This window comes from Kushneria halocnemicola, from assembly GCF_965650455.1.
In the GTDB taxonomy this organism is placed as follows: domain Bacteria; phylum Pseudomonadota; class Gammaproteobacteria; order Pseudomonadales; family Halomonadaceae; genus Kushneria.
This window is the reverse complement of sequence record NZ_OZ287968.1, coordinates 3328255-3345975: the sequence shown is the minus strand read 5'-3', so window position 1 is coordinate 3345975 and position 17721 is coordinate 3328255. Positions and strand designations below refer to the sequence as shown.

Sequence of the window (17721 nt, the reverse complement as noted above, 5' to 3'; positions counted from 1 at the left end):
TGTCGCGATACGATGTATTATTCGAACCACGGCGCCCGGGCCGTCATGATCAGTGCCGCAGCGCGTTCTTCATCCATTCCCTCAATATCCTTGAGGTCTTCAATGGACTGCTCGGCAAGATCTTCCATGGTGATAATTCCTCGCCCGGCCAGCCGGTAGGCAAGATGCTGATCCATACCCTCCATCGAGAGCAGATCCTCGGCAGGCGCGGTGCCGTCCAGTTCTTCTTCGGATTTGATTGCCAGATTGAGCAACTCATCCTTGGCACGTGCACGCAGCTCTTCAACCAGCGACTCATCAAAGCCGTCGACTTCCAGCATCTCTTCCAGCGGGACATAGGCGACTTCTTCCAGCGAAGTGAAACCTTCTTCCACCAGCAGTCGCGCCATCTCTTCATCAACATCGAGATGGTTGATAAAGTATTCGATATAGCTGTCGAGTTCCTGCTCGCGGCGCCCTTCGGCTTCCTCCTCCGTCATGACGTTGAGCGTCCAGCCCGTCAGCTCGCTGGCCAGACGCACATTCTGTCCGCTGCGACCGATGGCCTGCGCCAGATTGTCCTCGCCAACCGCGACGTCCATGGCATGCGTGTCTTCATCCACCAGGATGGAGGCCACATCGGCAGGCGCCATGGCGTTGATAACCAGCTGAGCCGGGTTATCGTCCCAAAGAACGATATCCACACGTTCGTTACGAAGTTCGTTCGAAACGGCCTGCACCCTGGACCCGCGCATGCCGACACAGGCACCGACCGGGTCGATGCGGCGGTCGTTGGTCTTGACGGCAATCTTGGCGCGAGAGCCCGGATCACGCGCAGCCCCCTTGATTTCGATCAGCTGCTCCGAAATTTCGGGAACCTCGATGGTGAACAGCTCTACCAGAAACTCCGGACGCGTGCGTGACAAAATCAGCTGCGCGCCGCGGGCTTCGGGGTCAACACGCCAGAGCAGTGCCCTGACACGTTCATTGAGTCGATAGCGCTCGCCCGGAATCATTTCACCGCGCGGCAAAAACCCTTCGGCGTTGTCCCCCAGATCGATGATCAGGCCATCGCGTGTGGTTTTCTTGACACTACCGCCAACCAGTTCGCCTTCACGCTCGGCGTACTGACGTACGATTTCAGCGCGCTCGGCTTCACGCACTTTCTGTACGATAACCTGTTTGGCCGTCTGGGCAGCGATACGACCGAACTCGGCGGACTCGATCTGCTCTTCCACCACGGCATCCAGACCCAACGGCTCATCGCGCTCTTCTGCAGCGCCCAGCGGAATCTGACGCGCCGAGGTGGTGTAATCCTCATCAGGCACGACCGTCCAGCGCCTGAAAGTGTCGTAATCACCGCTATTGCGATCGATATGCACCCGGATATCGACATCCTTTCCTTCGTAGCGCTTGCGGGAGGCGCTGGCCAGCGCCGCCTCAACGGCTTCGAAAATAATGTCGCGGGGGACACCCTTTTCATTTGATATCGCATCGACGACCAGCAAAATATCCTTGCTCATGCCTGTGCCTCGCCAGAAAAGTCCTTGTTATCATCAAGCATCAGTTATCAAACCCGGGCACGACTCGTGCCTGCTCAATGGTCTCGATAGGAAATCCATACTCTTCGTCGTTGAACTGCAGCAGCACTTCATCACCCTCTACACCTGCCAGCAGCCCCTTGAAACGACGCTGTCCCTCAAAGGGCGCGCGCAGCTTCAACGTAACCGTATGGCCGGCAAACCGGGCAAAATGTGACAGGGAATAAAGCGGGCGATCCATCCCGGGAGAGGACACTTCAAGCTGATACTGTCCGGGGAGAGGGTCTTCTACATCCAAAAGCGCACTTACCTGCCGACTGACATCGGCACAGTCATCCACACCGACACCGTTTTCATGGTCGATGTAGACAATCAGTTTGGAGTGCTTACCCTGGGCGCTGTAATCGATGCCCCAGAGTTCGAAGCCGAGCGCTGCGACGGCGGGTTCTATCAGCGTATGCAGTGTTTCTTGCCTGGTTGGCACGACATGGCCTCCTGCAGTGGCATCAGGCACCTGAGCGAAAATACAGGAGAGCAGATGAGGTGACTGATGAGCGATCTTGTTGCGCTGTAACAAAAAGCCCCTTCGATGGAAGGGGCTTTTCGGGGAAAAATTTCCATCCATTAACACCTGGATGGTAGCGGGGGCCGGATTTGAACCGACGACCTTCGGGTTATGAGCCCGACGAGCTACCAGGCTGCTCCACCCCGCATCAATAGCGCAATCAGTATAAGGACTTTGTCCTGCCGAATCAACATGATCCGTCTGTCGCGACTTGCAGTTCCGATGGTGCCGAAGGCGGGACTTGAACCCGCACGACCATAAGGTCACTACCCCCTCAAGATAGCGTGTCTACCAATTCCACCACTTCGGCTTTCGGTTTGACAGAAAGCTTCTTCTGTCCTGCCCGGCATTTTCTACCGGACAAATGATGAAGCACTGCTGAATGAGCGCCTCATCACTGGCGCGAGATTATGCATCTCCTGACATGATTCGTCAAGCGATGCATACCCTCGTGTATCAATTATTGCTGCTGTTGTCCGTAGACGGGACGGACAGCCCCTCGTTGCCACTATCGCTGCCCTGTTGGGCATTGGGTGCCCGGGGGGCATCGTCGCCATCATCCAGGCTCGGCGCACCGCTTCGCTGCTGCTCGATGACCCTGGCATCAGGGATGCCGCTCTGGGAATCGCCGCTGCCGCTGTTTACAAGCCAGGCAAGCCCGAGTGAGGTAATGAAAAACAGGCCGGCCAATACGGCCGTCAAGCGGGCGAGCGTCTTGGAAGCACCCTGCGAACCCAGCACCGTTTGCGAGGCACCGCCTCCAAAGGCAGCGCCGGCTTCGGCTCCCTTGCCGCGCTGCAAGAGCACCAGCGCAATCAGGCTGATGGCAAGAAGGACGTGAATCAAAATGATGGCAACGTACATTTAATCAACCTGCTGCGTGACAAATCGCAATAAAGTCATCGGGTTTAAGCGAGGCGCCGCCTATCAGCCCCCCATCGATATCCGGCTGGGAAAGAAGCTCGGCTGCGTTGTCGGCCTTCATGCTGCCGCCATAGAGCAGACGCATGCCTTCTCCCAAGGCGGGATCCTTGTCTGACAACCATGCGCGAATCATGGCGTGCACCTGCTGCGCCTGTTCTGGCGTTGCGGTACGGCCTGTGCCGATGGCCCAGACCGGCTCATAGGCCATCACAAGCCTTGAACGCTGCTCTGCTGAAAGGTCATCAATGACGGTTTTGACCTGCCCCAGCACCACTGTCTCCACCCGGTCGGCTTCCCGCTCTTCAAGCGTTTCACCAATACACAATATGGGGGTCAGCCCGGCATCAAGTGCTGCCCTGATCCGTGCCAGCACGGCCTGGTCATCTTCCCCGAACAGGGTACGGCGCTCGGAGTGGCCTACCAGTACATGACTGACGCCACACTCGGTCAGCATATCGGCGCTGATCTCGCCGGTGTAGGCACCCGATGATTCGGGATGAAGGGTCTGCGCGCCAAGCGACAATGAGCTTTCTGCCAGCACACCTTTTGCCGACATGAGCAGCGTAAAGGGCGGAATAATGGCGACATCAACGCCGGAGGCAATATTGGCAGACGTCAGTGCCTGCTTCATGGTTTCCAAAAGCGCCAGCGAACCATTCATCTTCCAGTTGCCGGCAATCAGTGGCTTACGCATGGTGACTTCTCCCTAGCCTGTCGGGAACAGGAAAGTATTGGTAGACGCCTCCGCAAGGAGGGCGATGTTAATGGAGCGATGGCGCGAACACAACCACGCTCCGTTTTCTTCAACCCCGGACTTTCGACATGCCCTGCTCGATTTCGTCGGCGATTTTCTGTGCCAACGCCTGAACATCAAAGCGCGGGCGACCTTCCACCATGACCCGAATCAGGGGCTCTGTACCTGAAGGTCTGAGCAGTACACGGCCGGATTCGCCCAGCGTTTGCTCTACTTCTCTGACGGCATCTGCAACCGGCGCACTTTCCATCAGCGCCGTCTTGTCAATGCCGGGTACCAGACGAACATTAATCAGTGCCTGCGGCGCCTTTTCCATGCCCTCCAGCAGCTCACCAAGGCTTCGCTCTTCAATGACCATCGTCGCCAGAACCTGCAGGGCAGAAACGATCCCGTCACCGGTCGTCTGGGCATGGCCACACAGGATGTGGCCCGAAGATTCCCCACCAAGCTGCCAGTCACGCGCCTGCATTCGTTCGATGACATAGCGGTCGCCAACCTTCGCACGCTCGAAGGGAATGCCCAGCTCTTCAAACGCCGATGCCAGACCAAAGTTGCTCATCAATGTACCAACGACGCCGCCACCCAGCACGCCGCGACGCTGGCGATCACGCGCAATGATGTAGAGGATGTCATCGCCATCCACGATGCGACCGGCATGATCTACCATGATCACACGATCACCGTCGCCATCAAAGGCGACTCCCAGATCGGCGCCGGTCTCGAGCACCTTCTCGCGCATGACTTCCGGATGGGTAGAACCGACCTGCTGGTTGATGTTGAGCCCATCTGGCGTCACGCCTAGGGTAATGACCTCAGCGCCAAGCTCGCGAAAGACATTCGGGGCAATGTGATAGGTCGCGCCGTTGGCGCAGTCGATAACGATTTTCAGACCGTGCAGGCCGAAACGATTCGGCACCGTCGACTTGCAGAATTCGATATAGCGCCCGGCGGCATCCTCGATACGCACGGCCTTGCCAAGCCGGTCAGGGCCTACCGTTTCCTGAAGCCCCTCAAGCTCACGCTCGATCTCGTCTTCCAGGGCATCCGGCAGCTTGGTGCCGTGCTGCGAGAAAAACTTGATGCCGTTATCCTGGTAGGGATTGTGCGAGGCACTGATGACCACGCCGGCGCTGGCGCGCAGTGTACTTGTCAGATAGGCGATGCCGGGCGTGGGCATAGGACCGAGCAGCGCCACATCCACGCCGGCCGCCGAGAAACCAGCCTCCAGTGCAGACTCGAACATATAGCCGGAGATACGGGTATCCTTGCCGATCAGTACGCGCGCCCGACGATTCTGACGGGCAAAGACACGCCCGGCGGCCCATCCCAGACGCAGCATGAAGTCTGCCGTAATGGGGGCCTGGCCGACCGTACCGCGAATACCATCCGTACCAAAATATTGTCTTGCCATTGCTATCTGCCTTCCTTGAGTACTGCACAGGTCATGCCAACGGCATCAGCGCTGGCCGCGACATCATGCGTTCTGATAATCCAGGCCCCCTTGCCGATGGCAAGGGTTGTCAGCGCCAGCCCACCATAAAGGCGCTCATCAACCTCACGTGATAATGTACGACCGATCATGCCCTTGCGGGAGGTACCTATCAGCAGGGGGTAACCCAGACGCTGGAGATACTCTAGGCGATTCATCAAGCGCAGATTGTGCGCAAGCGTCTTTGCAAACCCGAAGCCCGGATCGACAAGCAGCCGCTCATCTGCAATGCCTGCATCGCGACAGCGAGCAATCCGCTGCTCCAGAAAAGCCGCCACTTCCTCTTCAATGGGTCGCTCATATTGCGGGTCATTTTGCATGTTATCGGGCTCGCCCACCATATGCATCAGACATACGGGCAGTCCCGAGGCCGCCGCCGCCTCAACCGCCCCCGGGCGTTTCAATGAGCGTACATCGTTGATCATGCCGGCGCCCGCCTCGGTGACAGCCGTCATCACCTCCGGCGCACTAGTATCCACCGACACCAGCGCGTCGAGCTCGCCGGCCAGTCGCTCAACGATCGGCACCACCCGGTCCATCTCCTGCTGCACGCCCACAGGCGTAGCACCGGGTCGAGTGGATTCACCGCCCACATCGATGATGCCGGCCCCCTGCGCGATCATCTCTTCTGCACGGCGCAGCGCGGCATCGCCCGCAGCATGCTTTCCTCCATCAGAGAAGGAGTCCGGCGTGACATTGAGAATCCCCATTACATGGGGCCGGCCCAGCGCCAGTTGATGGCGCTTGCCACACTCCATGAACGTATCTGCATTCGACATGATAATTCCTGAAAGCTGGACCGATGACTGCCCATCGCCATCATCGGACATAAAAAAACCGCCCCGGAGGGCGGTCATGATACGTAAAACCTCGATCAATGTCCGGAAGAACCACCTAGCGGGTCGGACGGACGGCGCCTTGTATCGTCAGTGCCGTCTCCCTCCGGATCATCCACCGGGCGCACGTCTGAAGGACTGGTATCGGCAGGCGTCCCCAGACCGCCGCTCGGACCGCTGCTGCCTGGCTCCTTCGGCGGTCGCGGGTCGCGACCTTCCATGATGTCGTTGATCTGCTCGGCATCAATGGTTTCGAACTTGATCAGGGCATCGGTCATCGCATCCAGCTTGTCGCGATTGTCGTGCAGAATCTGTTCGGCCTGCTGATAGCACTCATCGATGATGCGACGGATTTCACGATCCAGTCTCGACGACGTTTCCGCCGAAGTGAACTTGCCGCCACCGCCACCCGGGCCACCCAGGAACTGGTGAGACTCGTCCTCGTCGTACATCAGCGGGCCCATCTCCTGTGACAGCCCCCACTTGGCAACCATGTTGTGAGCAAGTTCGGTGGCACGCTTGATATCGTTGGAAGCCCCGGTCGTGACGCCATTGGGTCCCAGTGTCATCTCCTCGGCAATACGTCCGCCAAAGAGCGAGCAGATCTGGCTGATGATCTGCTGACGCGTATAGCTGTAGCGATCCTCAGTGGGAAGGAACATGGTCACACCCAGTGCCCGACCGCGCGGAATGATGGTGACCTTGTAGACCGAGTCATGCTCCGGCATCAAAAGCCCGATAATCGCATGACCGGCTTCATGATAGGCCGTATTGCGCTTTTCCTTTTCGGACATGACCATCGAGCGCTTTTCGGCCCCCATCATGATCTTGTCCTTTGCCATCTCAAGCTCGGCCATGCCGATCAGACGGCGGTTCTTGCGAGCCGCGAAAAGAGCGGCCTCATTCACCACGTTGGCAAGCTCTGCACCGGAAAAGCCCGGGGTGCCGCGTGCAATCATCTCCGGCTTGACGTCATCGGCAAGCGGCACCTTGCGAAGGTGCACGCCCAGAATATGCTCGCGCCCGCGGATATCGGGCAGACCGACAGTGACCTGGCGGTCAAAACGACCCGGGCGCAGCAGTGCAGGGTCAAGGACGTCAGGACGGTTGGTCGCGGCAATGATGATGATGCCTTCGTTGGCTTCAAAACCGTCCATTTCAACCAGCAGCTGGTTGAGCGTCTGTTCGCGTTCGTCATGACCGCCGCCCATGCCGGAGCCACGCGAGCGGCCCACGGCATCGATTTCATCGATAAAGATGATGCAGGGCGCCTGCTTTTTGGCCTGCTCGAACATGTCACGGACACGCGAGGCGCCAACACCCACAAACATTTCAACGAAGTCAGAACCCGAGATGGTAAAAAACGGTACCCGCGCTTCGCCGGCAATGGCCTTTGCCAGCAGGGTCTTGCCCGTGCCGGGCGGGCCTACCAGCAGCACCCCTCGTGGGATCTGCCCACCAAGCCGCTGAAACTTGGAAGGATCCTTCAGAAAGTCGACCAGCTCCTCGACCTCTTCCTTGGCTTCATCGCACCCGGCGACATCCTTGAAAGTGGTCTTGACCTGCTCATGAGAAAGCAGCTTGGCCTTGGATTTGCCAAAGCTCATGGGGCCGCCCTTGCCGGCGCCGCCACCCTGCATCTGCCGCATGAAGAACAAAAAGATGCCCAGAATCAGCAGTATGGGGAAGCTGGCAATCAGCAATCGTGACCATATGCTTTGCTGGTCGGGCTCCTTGCCTACCACGGTCACGTTATTGCTGAGCAGGTCATCCATCAGGCGCGGGTCTTCAGCAGACGGCCTGATGGTCTGAAAGGTGGAACCATCGTCACGCTCACCGCGAATATCGTAACCATCGATGGTGACCTGACGGACCTGATTGTTTTGCACCTGCTCGACGAACTGGGAATAGTTCATCGCCTGCGGCGAATTATCGACGCTGAAGTTGTTGAATACCGTCAGCAAAACCGCTGCGATAATCAACCATAGGATCAGATTCTTGGCCATGTCGTTCAAGGGGACACCCTCACTACGTGATTCTGCCTGCCAGGCGTGGCCCGGTATGTGTCGGAAAGCTTGGGGCGCGGCCTGTCGATTACAAGCTCAAGCGCGAAAACCACGCCCCAGCAGATATACTTCTCGCGATCTTGGGCGCGAGGCATCGGGTTTGCGAGTAACTACCTTATCGAACCGAAGACGCATTTCCTTTAGATACTGATCAAAACCCTCACCCTGAAAGATCTTGGTCAGGAAATCGCCGCCCGGCGTCAGCACCTGCTGAGCCATATCCAGCGCCAGCTCCACAAGATACATGGCACCGGGCTGATCAATGGCCATCTGCCCGCTCAGATTGGGCGCCATGTCCGATAGCACGACATCAACCTGCCGATCGCCGAGCGCCTCGAGCATAGCATGCAGGGTCTGCTCTTCCGTAAAGTCACCCTGAATGAAATTCACCCCCGCGACGGCATCCATCTCGAGAATGTCAGTGGCGATGACCTGCCCCGTCTCTCCCACGCGCGCCATGGCGACCTGACTCCATCCTCCCGGCGCCGCTCCGAGATCCACCACACTCATGCCCGGTGTAAACAAACGATCACGATCGTCTATTTCAAGCAGTTTGTAACTGGCGCGGGAACGATAGCCATCGGCCCAGCTGCGCTTTACCCAGATATCGTCAAAGTGTTCCTTCATCCAGCCGTTATCGGCTGAAGCCTTTTTGCCGGCAGACGGCTTTTTGGCGCGTGTCACGTTAACTTCCGAAAAAAGGGATTGCCGTGCTACAGCGATCAAACGCCAGCATGACCACAGGATAAGGACACCGAACGCAATACAACCGTTGGCGCCACTGCCGTTGTCTGGAGTAAGATGATTGCACATGAAAAGGGATCGAGAGTTTTCAACATATCATGAGCCTTACAGCGGCACAAAAGAAAACCCTGCGTAGCGTCGGCCATATTCTCAATCCGGTTGTCCGGATCGGTGACAAGGGCCTGACCGAGGGTGTCATGGGCGAGCTGGAACGTGCACTCGCCGACCACGAACTGATCAAGGTCAGCATTGCCGGCGCCGAGCGCGACGAGCGGGCCGGGATCATCAATCACCTGCTGGAGCAATCCGGCGCCGAACTGGTACAAAGCATCGGCAAGACTGCCCTGCTTTATCGCCACAACCCGAAGGCAGACCCCAGACTATCCAACGTGGCACGCTATACGCAGTAATCGCCATGCGGCCCTTTTTGCTGCAGATGATTACAACGCAAAAGCCCCCGACACTGTCGGGGGCTTTTTTATGGCGCAAAACACGTGGTCCGGATCAGCCGACGTGCTCGACACTGTCGATTTCATATTCAACGTCGCCGCCGGGCGTGCGCACATTGACCACATCGCCTTCGGCCTTGCCTACCAGTGCACGGGCGATGGGGGAATTGACCGAAATCTTGCCGTCCTTGATGCTGGCCTCGTCCTCACCGACGATGCGGTAGGCCACCTCTTCGTCCGTATCAAGATTCAAGAGCCTGACCGTGGTACCAAAGATGACCTTGCCGGTATGCGGCATCTTGGTCACATCAATGACCTGAGCATTGGACAGGCGCGACTCGATTTCCTGAATGCGCCCTTCAATGAACCCCTGCTGCTCACGCGCGGCATGATATTCGGCGTTCTCCTTGAGATCACCGTGCTCGCGCGCCTCGGAAATGTCCGCGATCACACGCGGACGATCAACACTTTTGAGCTGGTTAAGCTCTTCACGCAGGGCCTGCTCGCCCTGCACCGTCATCGGAACCCTGGTCATGCCGTTACACTCGTATGGAGTTCCTGAAGTCGCCGCACGGTAATCTCGTTACCATACTCAAGCGCCATACACACGGCGCGGGCCCCGGCCAGTGTCGTGGCATAGGGTACCTTGTGTGACAGCGCCGAACGGCGAATCATGGAAGAATCGTTAATGGCCTGCCGTCCCTCGGTCGTATTGACGATGTAGGCAACCTCATCGTTTTTAATCATGTCGACAATATGGGGACGGCCTTCAAACACCTTGTTGACCGCTTCGACCGGTAGACCGGCAGCATCCAGTGCCTGTGCCGTACCGTGCGTGGCAATCAACGTAAAGCCTAATGTTAACAGAGAACGCGCCACCTCAATAACGCCCTCCTTGTCCGGATCCCGAACCGACAAAAACGCCCGGCGATCGCCGCTGAGTGCCGGAATGGCCTCTCCCGCGCCCAGCTGCGCCTTATAGAAGGCCTCGGCAAATGTCGTGCCGGTGCCCATGACCTCGCCGGTCGATTTCATCTCCGGCGTCAGGATCGGATCCACGCCCGGGAACTTGTTGAAGGGGAAGACCGCCTCCTTGACGCTATAGAAATCCGGAATGTGCTCGCGGGTAAACTCAAGCTCTACCAGCGTCCTGCCAGCCATGACACGCGCCGCCAGCTGCGCCAGTGACCGTCCGATGCACTTGGAGACAAACGGCACGGTCCGTGAGGCGCGCGGATTGACCTCGATGACATAGACCTCGCCGTCCTGCCAGGCCAACTGTACGTTCATCAGACCCACGACGTTGAGCTCGAGCGCCATGCGCTGCACCTGATCACGCATGCGATCCTGCACTTCACCCGGCAGCGAATAGGGCGGCAGCGAGCATGCCGAGTCACCGGAGTGAACCCCGGCCTGCTCGATATGCTGCATGATGCCGCCGATCACGACATTCTTGCCATCGCTGATGGCATCAATATCCACCTCGATGGCGGCATTGAGGAAGTGATCCAGCAAAACCGGCGAATCGTTGGAGACCTTGACCGCATGGGTCATGTAATTTTCGAGCTCGTCAGCCGAGTAGACGATCTCCATGGCACGTCCGCCCAGCACATAGGAGGGGCGCACGACCAGCGGATAGCCGATGCGGGCTGCCTTGACGAAGGCATCTTCAAAGCTGCGCGCCGTGGCATTGTTGGGCTGCTTGAGGCCGAGCTTATCGATCATCTGCTGGAAGCGCTCACGATCCTCGGCGCGATCGATGGCATCCGGCGTGGTGCCGATAATCGGCACGCCCGCCGCTTCCAGATCACGCGCCAGCTTCAGCGGCGTCTGGCCACCGAACTGCACGATCACACCCACCGGCCTTTCCTTTTCGACGATGGCCAGCACATCCTCGAGCGTAACCGGCTCGAAATAGAGACGGTCAGAGGTGTCATAGTCAGTGGATACGGTTTCCGGATTGCAGTTGACCATGATGGTTTCATAACCGTCCTCACGCATGGCGAGCGCGGCATGAACGCAGCAGTAGTCGAACTCGATGCCCTGACCGATACGGTTGGGACCACCGCCCAGCACCATGATCTTTTGTCGATCGCTGGGCTCGGCCTCGCACTCCTCCTCATAGGTGGAGTACATATAGGCCGTTGAAGTCGGGAACTCGGCAGCGCAGGTATCGACCCGCTTGAAAACCGGGCGTACATCCAGTGCCTGACGACGCTCCCTGAAGGCCTTCTCGCTGACACCGATAAGACGGGCGAGACGCGCATCGCCAAACCCGCGGCGCTTGTAGAAATAGACCTGTTTGCGACTGAGATCACCCAGAGACGTCTTGGCGATCTGACCTTCCAGAACGATCAGCTCCTGAATCTGGATCAAAAACCAGCGATCGATGTTGGTGAAGTTGAAGACTTCATCCAGCGACAGGCCGGCCCGGAAGGCATCGGCCACAAAAAAGATTCGATCGGCGCCCGGACGCTGCAGTTCGCCCTGCATAAGCTGGCGTGACGCCTCATCAAAACCGGTGAGCTTCGGGTCCAGCCCGTCAACGCCGATTTCGAGACCGCGCAGCGCCTTTTGCAGGGATTCCTGGAAGGTGCGCCCGATGGCCATCACCTCGCCTACCGACTTCATCTGGGTCGTCAGACGGTCGTTGGCCTGGGGGAACTTTTCGAAGGTAAAGCGCGGGATCTTGGTGACCACGTAGTCGATGGCCGGCTCGAAAGACGCCGGTGTGGCGCCCCCGGTAACCTCGTTTTGAAGCTCGTCGAGCGTATAGCCGACCGCCAGCTTGGCCGCGACCTTGGCGATCGGAAAGCCGGTCGCCTTGGAAGCCAGCGCCGACGAACGCGACACGCGCGGGTTCATCTCGATGACCACCATGCGACCGGTCTGCGGATCAACGCCAAACTGCACGTTGGAGCCGCCGGTTTCCACGCCGATTTCGCGCAGTACCGCGATCGATGCATTACGCATGATCTGGTACTCCTTGTCAGTCAGCGTCTGGGCCGGCGCTACGGTAATGGAGTCACCGGTGTGCACGCCCATCGGGTCGAAGTTCTCGATGGCGCAGACGATGATGCAGTTGTCGTTGTGATCGCGCACGACCTCCATCTCGTACTCTTTCCAGCCCAGCAGCGATTCGTCGATCAAGAGCTCATGGTTGGAAGAGAGCTCGAAGCCGCGATGGCAGATCTCTTCAAACTCTTCCCGGTTATAGGCCACGCCGCCACCGGAGCCGCCCATGGTATAGGACGGGCGGATGATGCAGGGAAAGCCCAGCTCAGCCTGAATTTCCCAGGCTTCCTCCATCGCGTGCGCCACCTTGGCCTTCGGGCACTCAAGGCCGATATTTTTCATCGCCTTGTCAAAGAGATCCCGATCTTCGGCCTTTTCGATGGTCTTGGCATTGGCACCGATCAGCTCGACACCAAACTCGCCGAGAATGCCGCGGCGGTCCAGCTCAAGCGCGCAGTTGAGTGCCGTCTGACCGCCCATCGTGGGCAGGACGGCATCGGGGCGCTCGCGCTCGATGATGCGGGCTACCGTCTCCCAGGTGACCGGCTCGATATAGGTGGCATCCGCCATGCTCGGGTCGGTCATGATGGTAGCCGGATTGGAGTTGACCAGGATGACCCGGTACCCCTCCTCGCGCAGCGCCTTGCAGGCCTGGGCGCCGGAATAGTCGAACTCACAGGCCTGGCCGATAACAATGGGGCCGGCGCCAATGATCAGAATGCTTTTCAGGTCGGTACGTTTTGGCATGACGATTTCACTGCGTCGAAAAATGGGATGCGAACAAGTCGAGTGCGATGGCGGCCCCGACGGCGGCACAGGCCGCCATCGGGACAGCGTCAGGCTGCCTGACGGCGGCCTTCCATCATGGCCACGAAGCGATCAAACAACGGTGAAACATCATGTGGCCCGGGGCTGGCTTCCGGATGCCCCTGAAAGCTGAAGGCCGGAGTATCGGTCAACTCGATCCCCTGAAGGGTCTGATCAAACAGCGACCGATGGGTGGCGCGTACGTTGGCTGGCAGTGAGGCCTCGTCAACGGCGAAACCATGGTTTTGACTGGTGATCATGACGTGGCCGCGATCGATATCCAGCACCGGGTGGTTGGCGCCATGGTGACCCTGCTTCATCTTGACGGTTTTCGCCCCGCTGGCCAGCGCCAGCAGCTGATGTCCCAGACAGATACCAAAGACCGGCGTGCCGGTGGCCAGAATGTCCTGAATGGCCGTGATGGCGTAATCGCAGGGCTCCGGGTCACCCGGGCCGTTGGCCAGAAACACGCCGTCGGGGTTCATCGCCAGCACCTCACTGGCAGGTGTCTGCGGCGGCACTACCGTAAGGCGACAGCCCCGGCTGGTCAGCATGCGAAAGATGTTGTGCTTGGTGCCAAAGTCATAGGCCACCACATGCCAGGGGCGTTCACGCTGGCGAAAATCGGCGTAGCCCGAGCTGAGCTGCCACTCGCCGTCATGCCATTCATGAATCTCGCGGGTGCCGGCCTCGCGGGCCAGATCCATGCCCTTGAGCCCGGGAAAGGCATTGGCTGCCGCCAGCGCGCGCGCCACCGCTTCGTCTCCCTGAGCATCCGCTCCGGCGATAATGGCACCGTTTTGCGCGCCCTTGTCACGCAAAAGACGGGTCAGACGGCGCGTGTCGATATCGGCAATACCCAGAATGCCGTGGGCGGCGAGATAGTCGTCCAGAGCGCGGACACTGCGGAAGTTGCTGACCAGGCGAGGTAGATCGCGAATGACAAGGCCGGCGGCATGGATGCTGTGGGATTCGACATCCTCTTCATTGATGCCGGTATTACCGATATGGGGATAGGTGAGCGTGACAATCTGGCGAGAATAGGAAGGGTCGGTCAGGATCTCCTGATAGCCCGTCATGGCCGTATTGAAGACCACCTCGCCACTGGTTTCTCCGTCGGCGCCAATGGAGACGCCGTGAAATACGCTGCCATCCTCGAGCGCCAGAATCGCGGGTTTGATCAATGCAACGTCCTCCACAGGGCAAAAGAGACTGTCAGCGAAAGCGACATGCCACAACGCTGACCGGAAAACCGGCCGGCTGACGACCCCATTGACCATGCTCTCCCGGCGCGCTCTGACTAAAGGCGCAACCCCCGGGCTGCAAAAAAGCGGGACGAAACCCTGAAGGGCTTCATCCCGCTTGTATTATCGCCATGGTCTGCGGGTTCGACCCGGCCAAATTGTGCCGATAATATCGGATTTCACCCCCGCATGCCATCACGCAATGATTACCTCAGTGGCGCGTCAGTCGATGCCTGCTTGAGCCCCAGCACATCCTGCATGTCGTAATGGCCTGCGTTTTGATTCATCAGCCAGTGCGCCGCACGCACCGCGCCACGCCCGAAGGTCAGCCGGCTCGAGGCCTTGTGGGTGATCTCGATACGCTCGCCGTCGGCAGCAAACATCACAGTGTGCTCGCCGACGATGTCACCGCCGCGCACCGTGGAAAAACCGATCTCGCGCGCGCTTCTCGGCCCGACCTGGCCGACGCGCTGATAGACGCCGTCAACCTTGAGATCCCGTCCCAGCGGCTCGGCCACCGCACGTCCCATCATCAGTGCCGTGCCGGATGGTGCGTCCACCTTGTGACGGTGATGGGCCTCGATGATCTCGATATCAAAGCCGGCATCGCCCAGCGCCCGGGCCGCCGTAGACAGCAGATTAAGCGACAGGTTGACCCCGGTACTCATGTTGGCCGCAAACACGAACGCCACTTTTGAGCCATAACCTTCAAGCGTTGTCAGCTGCTCGTCGTCAAACCCGGTCGTGCCGATCACAAGACGCTTGCCGTGCTCGGCGCAGCAGGCCAGATTCTCAAGCGTCAGGGCCGGGGTGGTGAAATCGATCAACACGTCGAAGTCATCGACGATCTCCTCGAGACTGCCGGCAAGCGTCACGCCCAGACGACCCTGCCCGGCCAGCTCGCCGGCGTCGGCGCCGATCAGTGAACTGTCCGGGCGCACCACGGCCCCGGTCAATCGAGCGCTGTCGTCACCGCCAACCGCTTCGATCAGCATTTTGCCCATGCGCCCTGCAGCGCCCATGATGGCGATTCGTGTCACACATCCCCCTTCGTGTCATGTTCATCGTTTGCTCACGCGCCTGTCTGCCACTATAACCCATCAGATCACGCAACCGGATGACCCCATGGCAGACCGACGCACGCACCGCTCCCTTTATGCCGTTGCCCTGTGGCTGGCGCTGCTGCCCGGCTGCACCCGAGCAGGCGTCGTTGACCCGGGCGGCCCGTCGGGCGGATCCCGCCCCGAGCAGCTCGAGTGGTGCGGCATGCTGGAGCTGCCGGATCGCATGCCCGACGGCCAGCCGCTGGGTGGCCTGTCGGAGCTGGCGTACGACGAGAAAAACAACCTCTTGTATATGCTCTCCGATCGCGCCCGGCTCTATCGCGCTCGCCCCCGTTTCGATGATCACCAGCAGCTGAATCGTCTCGAGTTGCTCGACTCGACGCCCTTACGTGACCGTCAGGGCAAGCCGCTCGAGATGCCCTGGGCCGACAGCGAATCAATGGCTCTGGTCGAAGGCGAAGATGGAGAAACGGAGCTGTTGATCGGTTTTGAGCGCCGCCATCGACTGCAGCGTTTCACGCTTGAGGGCGCGCCGGTGGGCGAGGCCACCGTGCCTTCGGCACTTGAAGGGGCCCAATATAACGGCAGCCTGGAAGCGCTGGCCAACCACCCGGTCCACGGCATCATTGGCGGGCTGGAATTTGCATCAGAAGGCATGGCCGACAATGAAAGCCGCCTGTTCGATCTCGACGGCCACCAGTGGCGCTGGCAGCGCACCGATAATAACAGCGGACTGACGGCGATGGCCCCACTGGGGGAGGATCTTTTGATGCTGGAGCGCGACTTCAAGGTCGGCCGCCCCCTGATCATCTCGCTGCGCCGCGCTCGTATCACCGACGGGCCACACAACAGCGTGATACCCGGCAATACCATCGCCCGCCTGGCCAGCGACGAGGGCTGGCGGCTGGACAACTTCGAAGGCCTGGCCCGTATTGGCCCTCGGCGCTACCTGATGGTCAGCGATGACAACTTCAGCTGGCTGCAGCGCTCGCTTCTGGGGTGCTTTGATGTGCCGAACGATACCGCCACCGACTCGTGAGCCGCCCTACGGCAGTAATGATGACCAATGACAAACCTTCAGACGCGCTCTGCGTTTTCCGCCAGCAGCGCTTCAAGCGAGGTCACCTCACCGCAGCGATCCGGCGCATAGCCATTCAGCGCGGCCACTTCCGCCAGAAACCCCTTTGATCCCATATAGGTCAAAAGCGCCTGCAGGTTGTCCTGAACCAGTCGCTGCGCCTGACAGATCAGCAGATAGTGCTCGGTCGCCAGCGGAATGAAATCAAGGCCGAACTGTGTGGCGGCCGCCTCCACGCCGAAGCCCGCATCCGCCATCCCGGCCGCCACGTAGGCTGCCACCGCCGTATGCGTAAACTCCTCGTGGCGCGCATCGGGAAGGTCGGTTTCATCGACACCGTACTCTGCCAGCAATAGATCGAACAGCTGGCGGGTCCCGGAGCGCTCGTTGCGCTGGATGAATCGAATATCACCGCGCGCCAGATCCCCCATGGCACGAATGCGGTGACTGTCCTCGTGACGCAGCATCAGCCCCTGGCGGCGGGTCACAAAGCGGATAATGCTCAGATCCTGCCCTGACAGCCAGGGGCGATAGACCGTCATGACCTGCTCGGCTAGATGCGGATCCACCGGCAGGTGAAGACTGGCCAGATCACACTCGTCGCGGCGCAGCGCCTCAAGCGCCTCGATAGACGAGCAGTAGCGCAGATCCAGCTCTCCCGGGAAATCCGGCAAAAGTGCGACGGCGTAACCGTGGCTGGCGTGTAGTCGCAGAACAGGGTGTGCGCCGTCGAGCAGCTGTTGCAGCTGATGGTTGAGCTCGGAGGCCATGCTGTCGATCTGGGGCCCGAGTCGGGCGCGCACGCGCTGTTCGGCCCACAACAGTTTCTCCCCCAGCGGTGACAGCCGCGTGCCATGACCGCGACGCATTTCGACCAGTGCCATGCCGAAAAAGGCCTCGGCCCGGTTGAGCAGATTCCAAGCATGACGATAGGAAATATTGGCCCGGCTGGCGGCATGGGTCAGCTTGCCGGTGTCGAGCAGACCGGCCAGCAGCACAAACAGTACCGGATCGAGCAGCTCGCCATCCTCCCGATAAAAGCGCCAGGACGGGACGATATTCAACTTTTTGCTAAGCATTTTCGTTCATATTTTGCCGCCGTATAGAGAGTGCTAATTTGGTTGCGAACCTGACCCTGACTTAAAGCAGTTATGAACAACGATTCC

At 59.4% G+C, this 17721-nt stretch carries 15 protein-coding genes and 2 tRNA genes; 2 read left to right on the top strand and 15 right to left on the bottom strand.

The features are described 5' to 3' along the window. Positions 1 to 17 precede the first annotated feature (17 nt). The 10 genes from nusA to rlmE all read right to left on the bottom strand — a co-directional run bounded on the left by nusA (position 18) and on the right by rlmE (position 8781). Positions 18 to 1502, bottom strand: a complete 1485-nt coding sequence (gene nusA / locus ACS92L_RS15140) for a transcription termination factor NusA (RefSeq protein WP_438765935.1) — start codon at positions 1500 to 1502, stop codon at positions 18 to 20. Positions 1503 to 1542: 40 nt separating this feature from the next. Next, complete coding sequence (rimP, locus tag ACS92L_RS15135) at positions 1543 to 2004, bottom strand: ribosome maturation factor RimP (RefSeq protein ID WP_438765933.1); 462 nt, start codon at positions 2002 to 2004, stop codon at positions 1543 to 1545. Between the two features lie 152 nt (positions 2005 to 2156). Further along, a tRNA-Met gene (locus tag ACS92L_RS15130) sits at positions 2157 to 2233 on the bottom strand. A 75-nt stretch (positions 2234 to 2308) separates the two neighbouring features. After that, positions 2309 to 2395, bottom strand: a tRNA-Leu gene (locus ACS92L_RS15125). Between the two features lie 146 nt (positions 2396 to 2541). Then, positions 2542 to 2949 carry a preprotein translocase subunit SecG gene (gene secG, locus ACS92L_RS15120; protein WP_438765932.1) on the bottom strand — a complete coding sequence of 136 codons (408 nt, stop codon included), beginning with the start codon at positions 2947 to 2949 and terminating at the stop codon, positions 2542 to 2544. Between the two features lie 4 nt (positions 2950 to 2953). Then, a complete protein-coding gene (tpiA, locus tag ACS92L_RS15115; protein WP_438765931.1) occupies positions 2954 to 3703 on the bottom strand; it encodes a triose-phosphate isomerase in 750 nt (249 codons plus the stop codon). A gap of 109 nt (positions 3704 to 3812) precedes the next feature. Further along, positions 3813 to 5174 (bottom strand): phosphoglucosamine mutase, encoded by a 1362-nt coding sequence (glmM, locus tag ACS92L_RS15110; RefSeq protein ID WP_438765930.1) that lies wholly within the window; start codon positions 5172 to 5174, stop codon positions 3813 to 3815. 2 nt (positions 5175 to 5176) lie between these two features. Continuing rightward, positions 5177 to 6031: a dihydropteroate synthase gene (folP, locus tag ACS92L_RS15105; RefSeq protein ID WP_438765928.1), complete on the bottom strand. Its 855-nt coding sequence runs from the start codon at positions 6029 to 6031 to the stop codon at positions 5177 to 5179. Between the two features lie 95 nt (positions 6032 to 6126). Then, positions 6127 to 8103 (bottom strand): ATP-dependent zinc metalloprotease FtsH, encoded by a 1977-nt coding sequence (gene ftsH, locus ACS92L_RS15100; protein ID WP_438765924.1) that lies wholly within the window; start codon positions 8101 to 8103, stop codon positions 6127 to 6129. A gap of 87 nt (positions 8104 to 8190) precedes the next feature. Then, positions 8191 to 8781 (bottom strand): 23S rRNA (uridine(2552)-2'-O)-methyltransferase RlmE, encoded by a 591-nt coding sequence (gene rlmE / locus ACS92L_RS15095; RefSeq protein ID WP_438768501.1) that lies wholly within the window; start codon positions 8779 to 8781, stop codon positions 8191 to 8193. A 215-nt stretch (positions 8782 to 8996) separates the two neighbouring features. On the opposite strand from rlmE, the gene yhbY reads away from it, so the two are divergent. Then, entirely contained in the window at positions 8997 to 9308 is a 312-nt protein-coding gene (yhbY, locus tag ACS92L_RS15090) for a ribosome assembly RNA-binding protein YhbY (protein ID WP_438765922.1), read from the top strand. A 94-nt stretch (positions 9309 to 9402) separates the two neighbouring features. Here the strand turns inward: yhbY and greA are convergent, their stop codons facing one another. From greA to dapB, 4 genes are all read right to left on the bottom strand, one after another. Further along, positions 9403 to 9882 (bottom strand): transcription elongation factor GreA, encoded by a 480-nt coding sequence (greA, locus tag ACS92L_RS15085; protein WP_115855564.1) that lies wholly within the window; start codon positions 9880 to 9882, stop codon positions 9403 to 9405. Next, positions 9879 to 13109, bottom strand: a complete 3231-nt coding sequence (gene carB / locus ACS92L_RS15080; protein WP_438765920.1) for a carbamoyl-phosphate synthase large subunit — start codon at positions 13107 to 13109, stop codon at positions 9879 to 9881. Before carB ends, greA begins: the two co-directional genes overlap by 4 nt. Before the next feature lie 89 nt (positions 13110 to 13198). After that, a complete protein-coding gene (carA, locus tag ACS92L_RS15075; protein WP_438765918.1) occupies positions 13199 to 14353 on the bottom strand; it encodes a glutamine-hydrolyzing carbamoyl-phosphate synthase small subunit in 1155 nt (384 codons plus the stop codon). Between the two features lie 266 nt (positions 14354 to 14619). Continuing rightward, entirely contained in the window at positions 14620 to 15453 is an 834-nt protein-coding gene (dapB, locus tag ACS92L_RS15070; RefSeq protein WP_438765916.1) for a 4-hydroxy-tetrahydrodipicolinate reductase, read from the bottom strand. A gap of 85 nt (positions 15454 to 15538) precedes the next feature. Between dapB and ACS92L_RS15065 the strand changes: the two genes are divergently transcribed. Further along, a complete protein-coding gene (locus ACS92L_RS15065; protein WP_438765914.1) occupies positions 15539 to 16516 on the top strand; it encodes an esterase-like activity of phytase family protein in 978 nt (325 codons plus the stop codon). A 38-nt stretch (positions 16517 to 16554) separates the two neighbouring features. Here the strand turns inward: ACS92L_RS15065 and ACS92L_RS15060 are convergent, their stop codons facing one another. Beyond that, positions 16555 to 17634: a substrate-binding domain-containing protein gene (locus ACS92L_RS15060; RefSeq protein ID WP_438765912.1), complete on the bottom strand. Its 1080-nt coding sequence runs from the start codon at positions 17632 to 17634 to the stop codon at positions 16555 to 16557. Between the last annotated feature and the right edge of the window lie 87 nt (positions 17635 to 17721).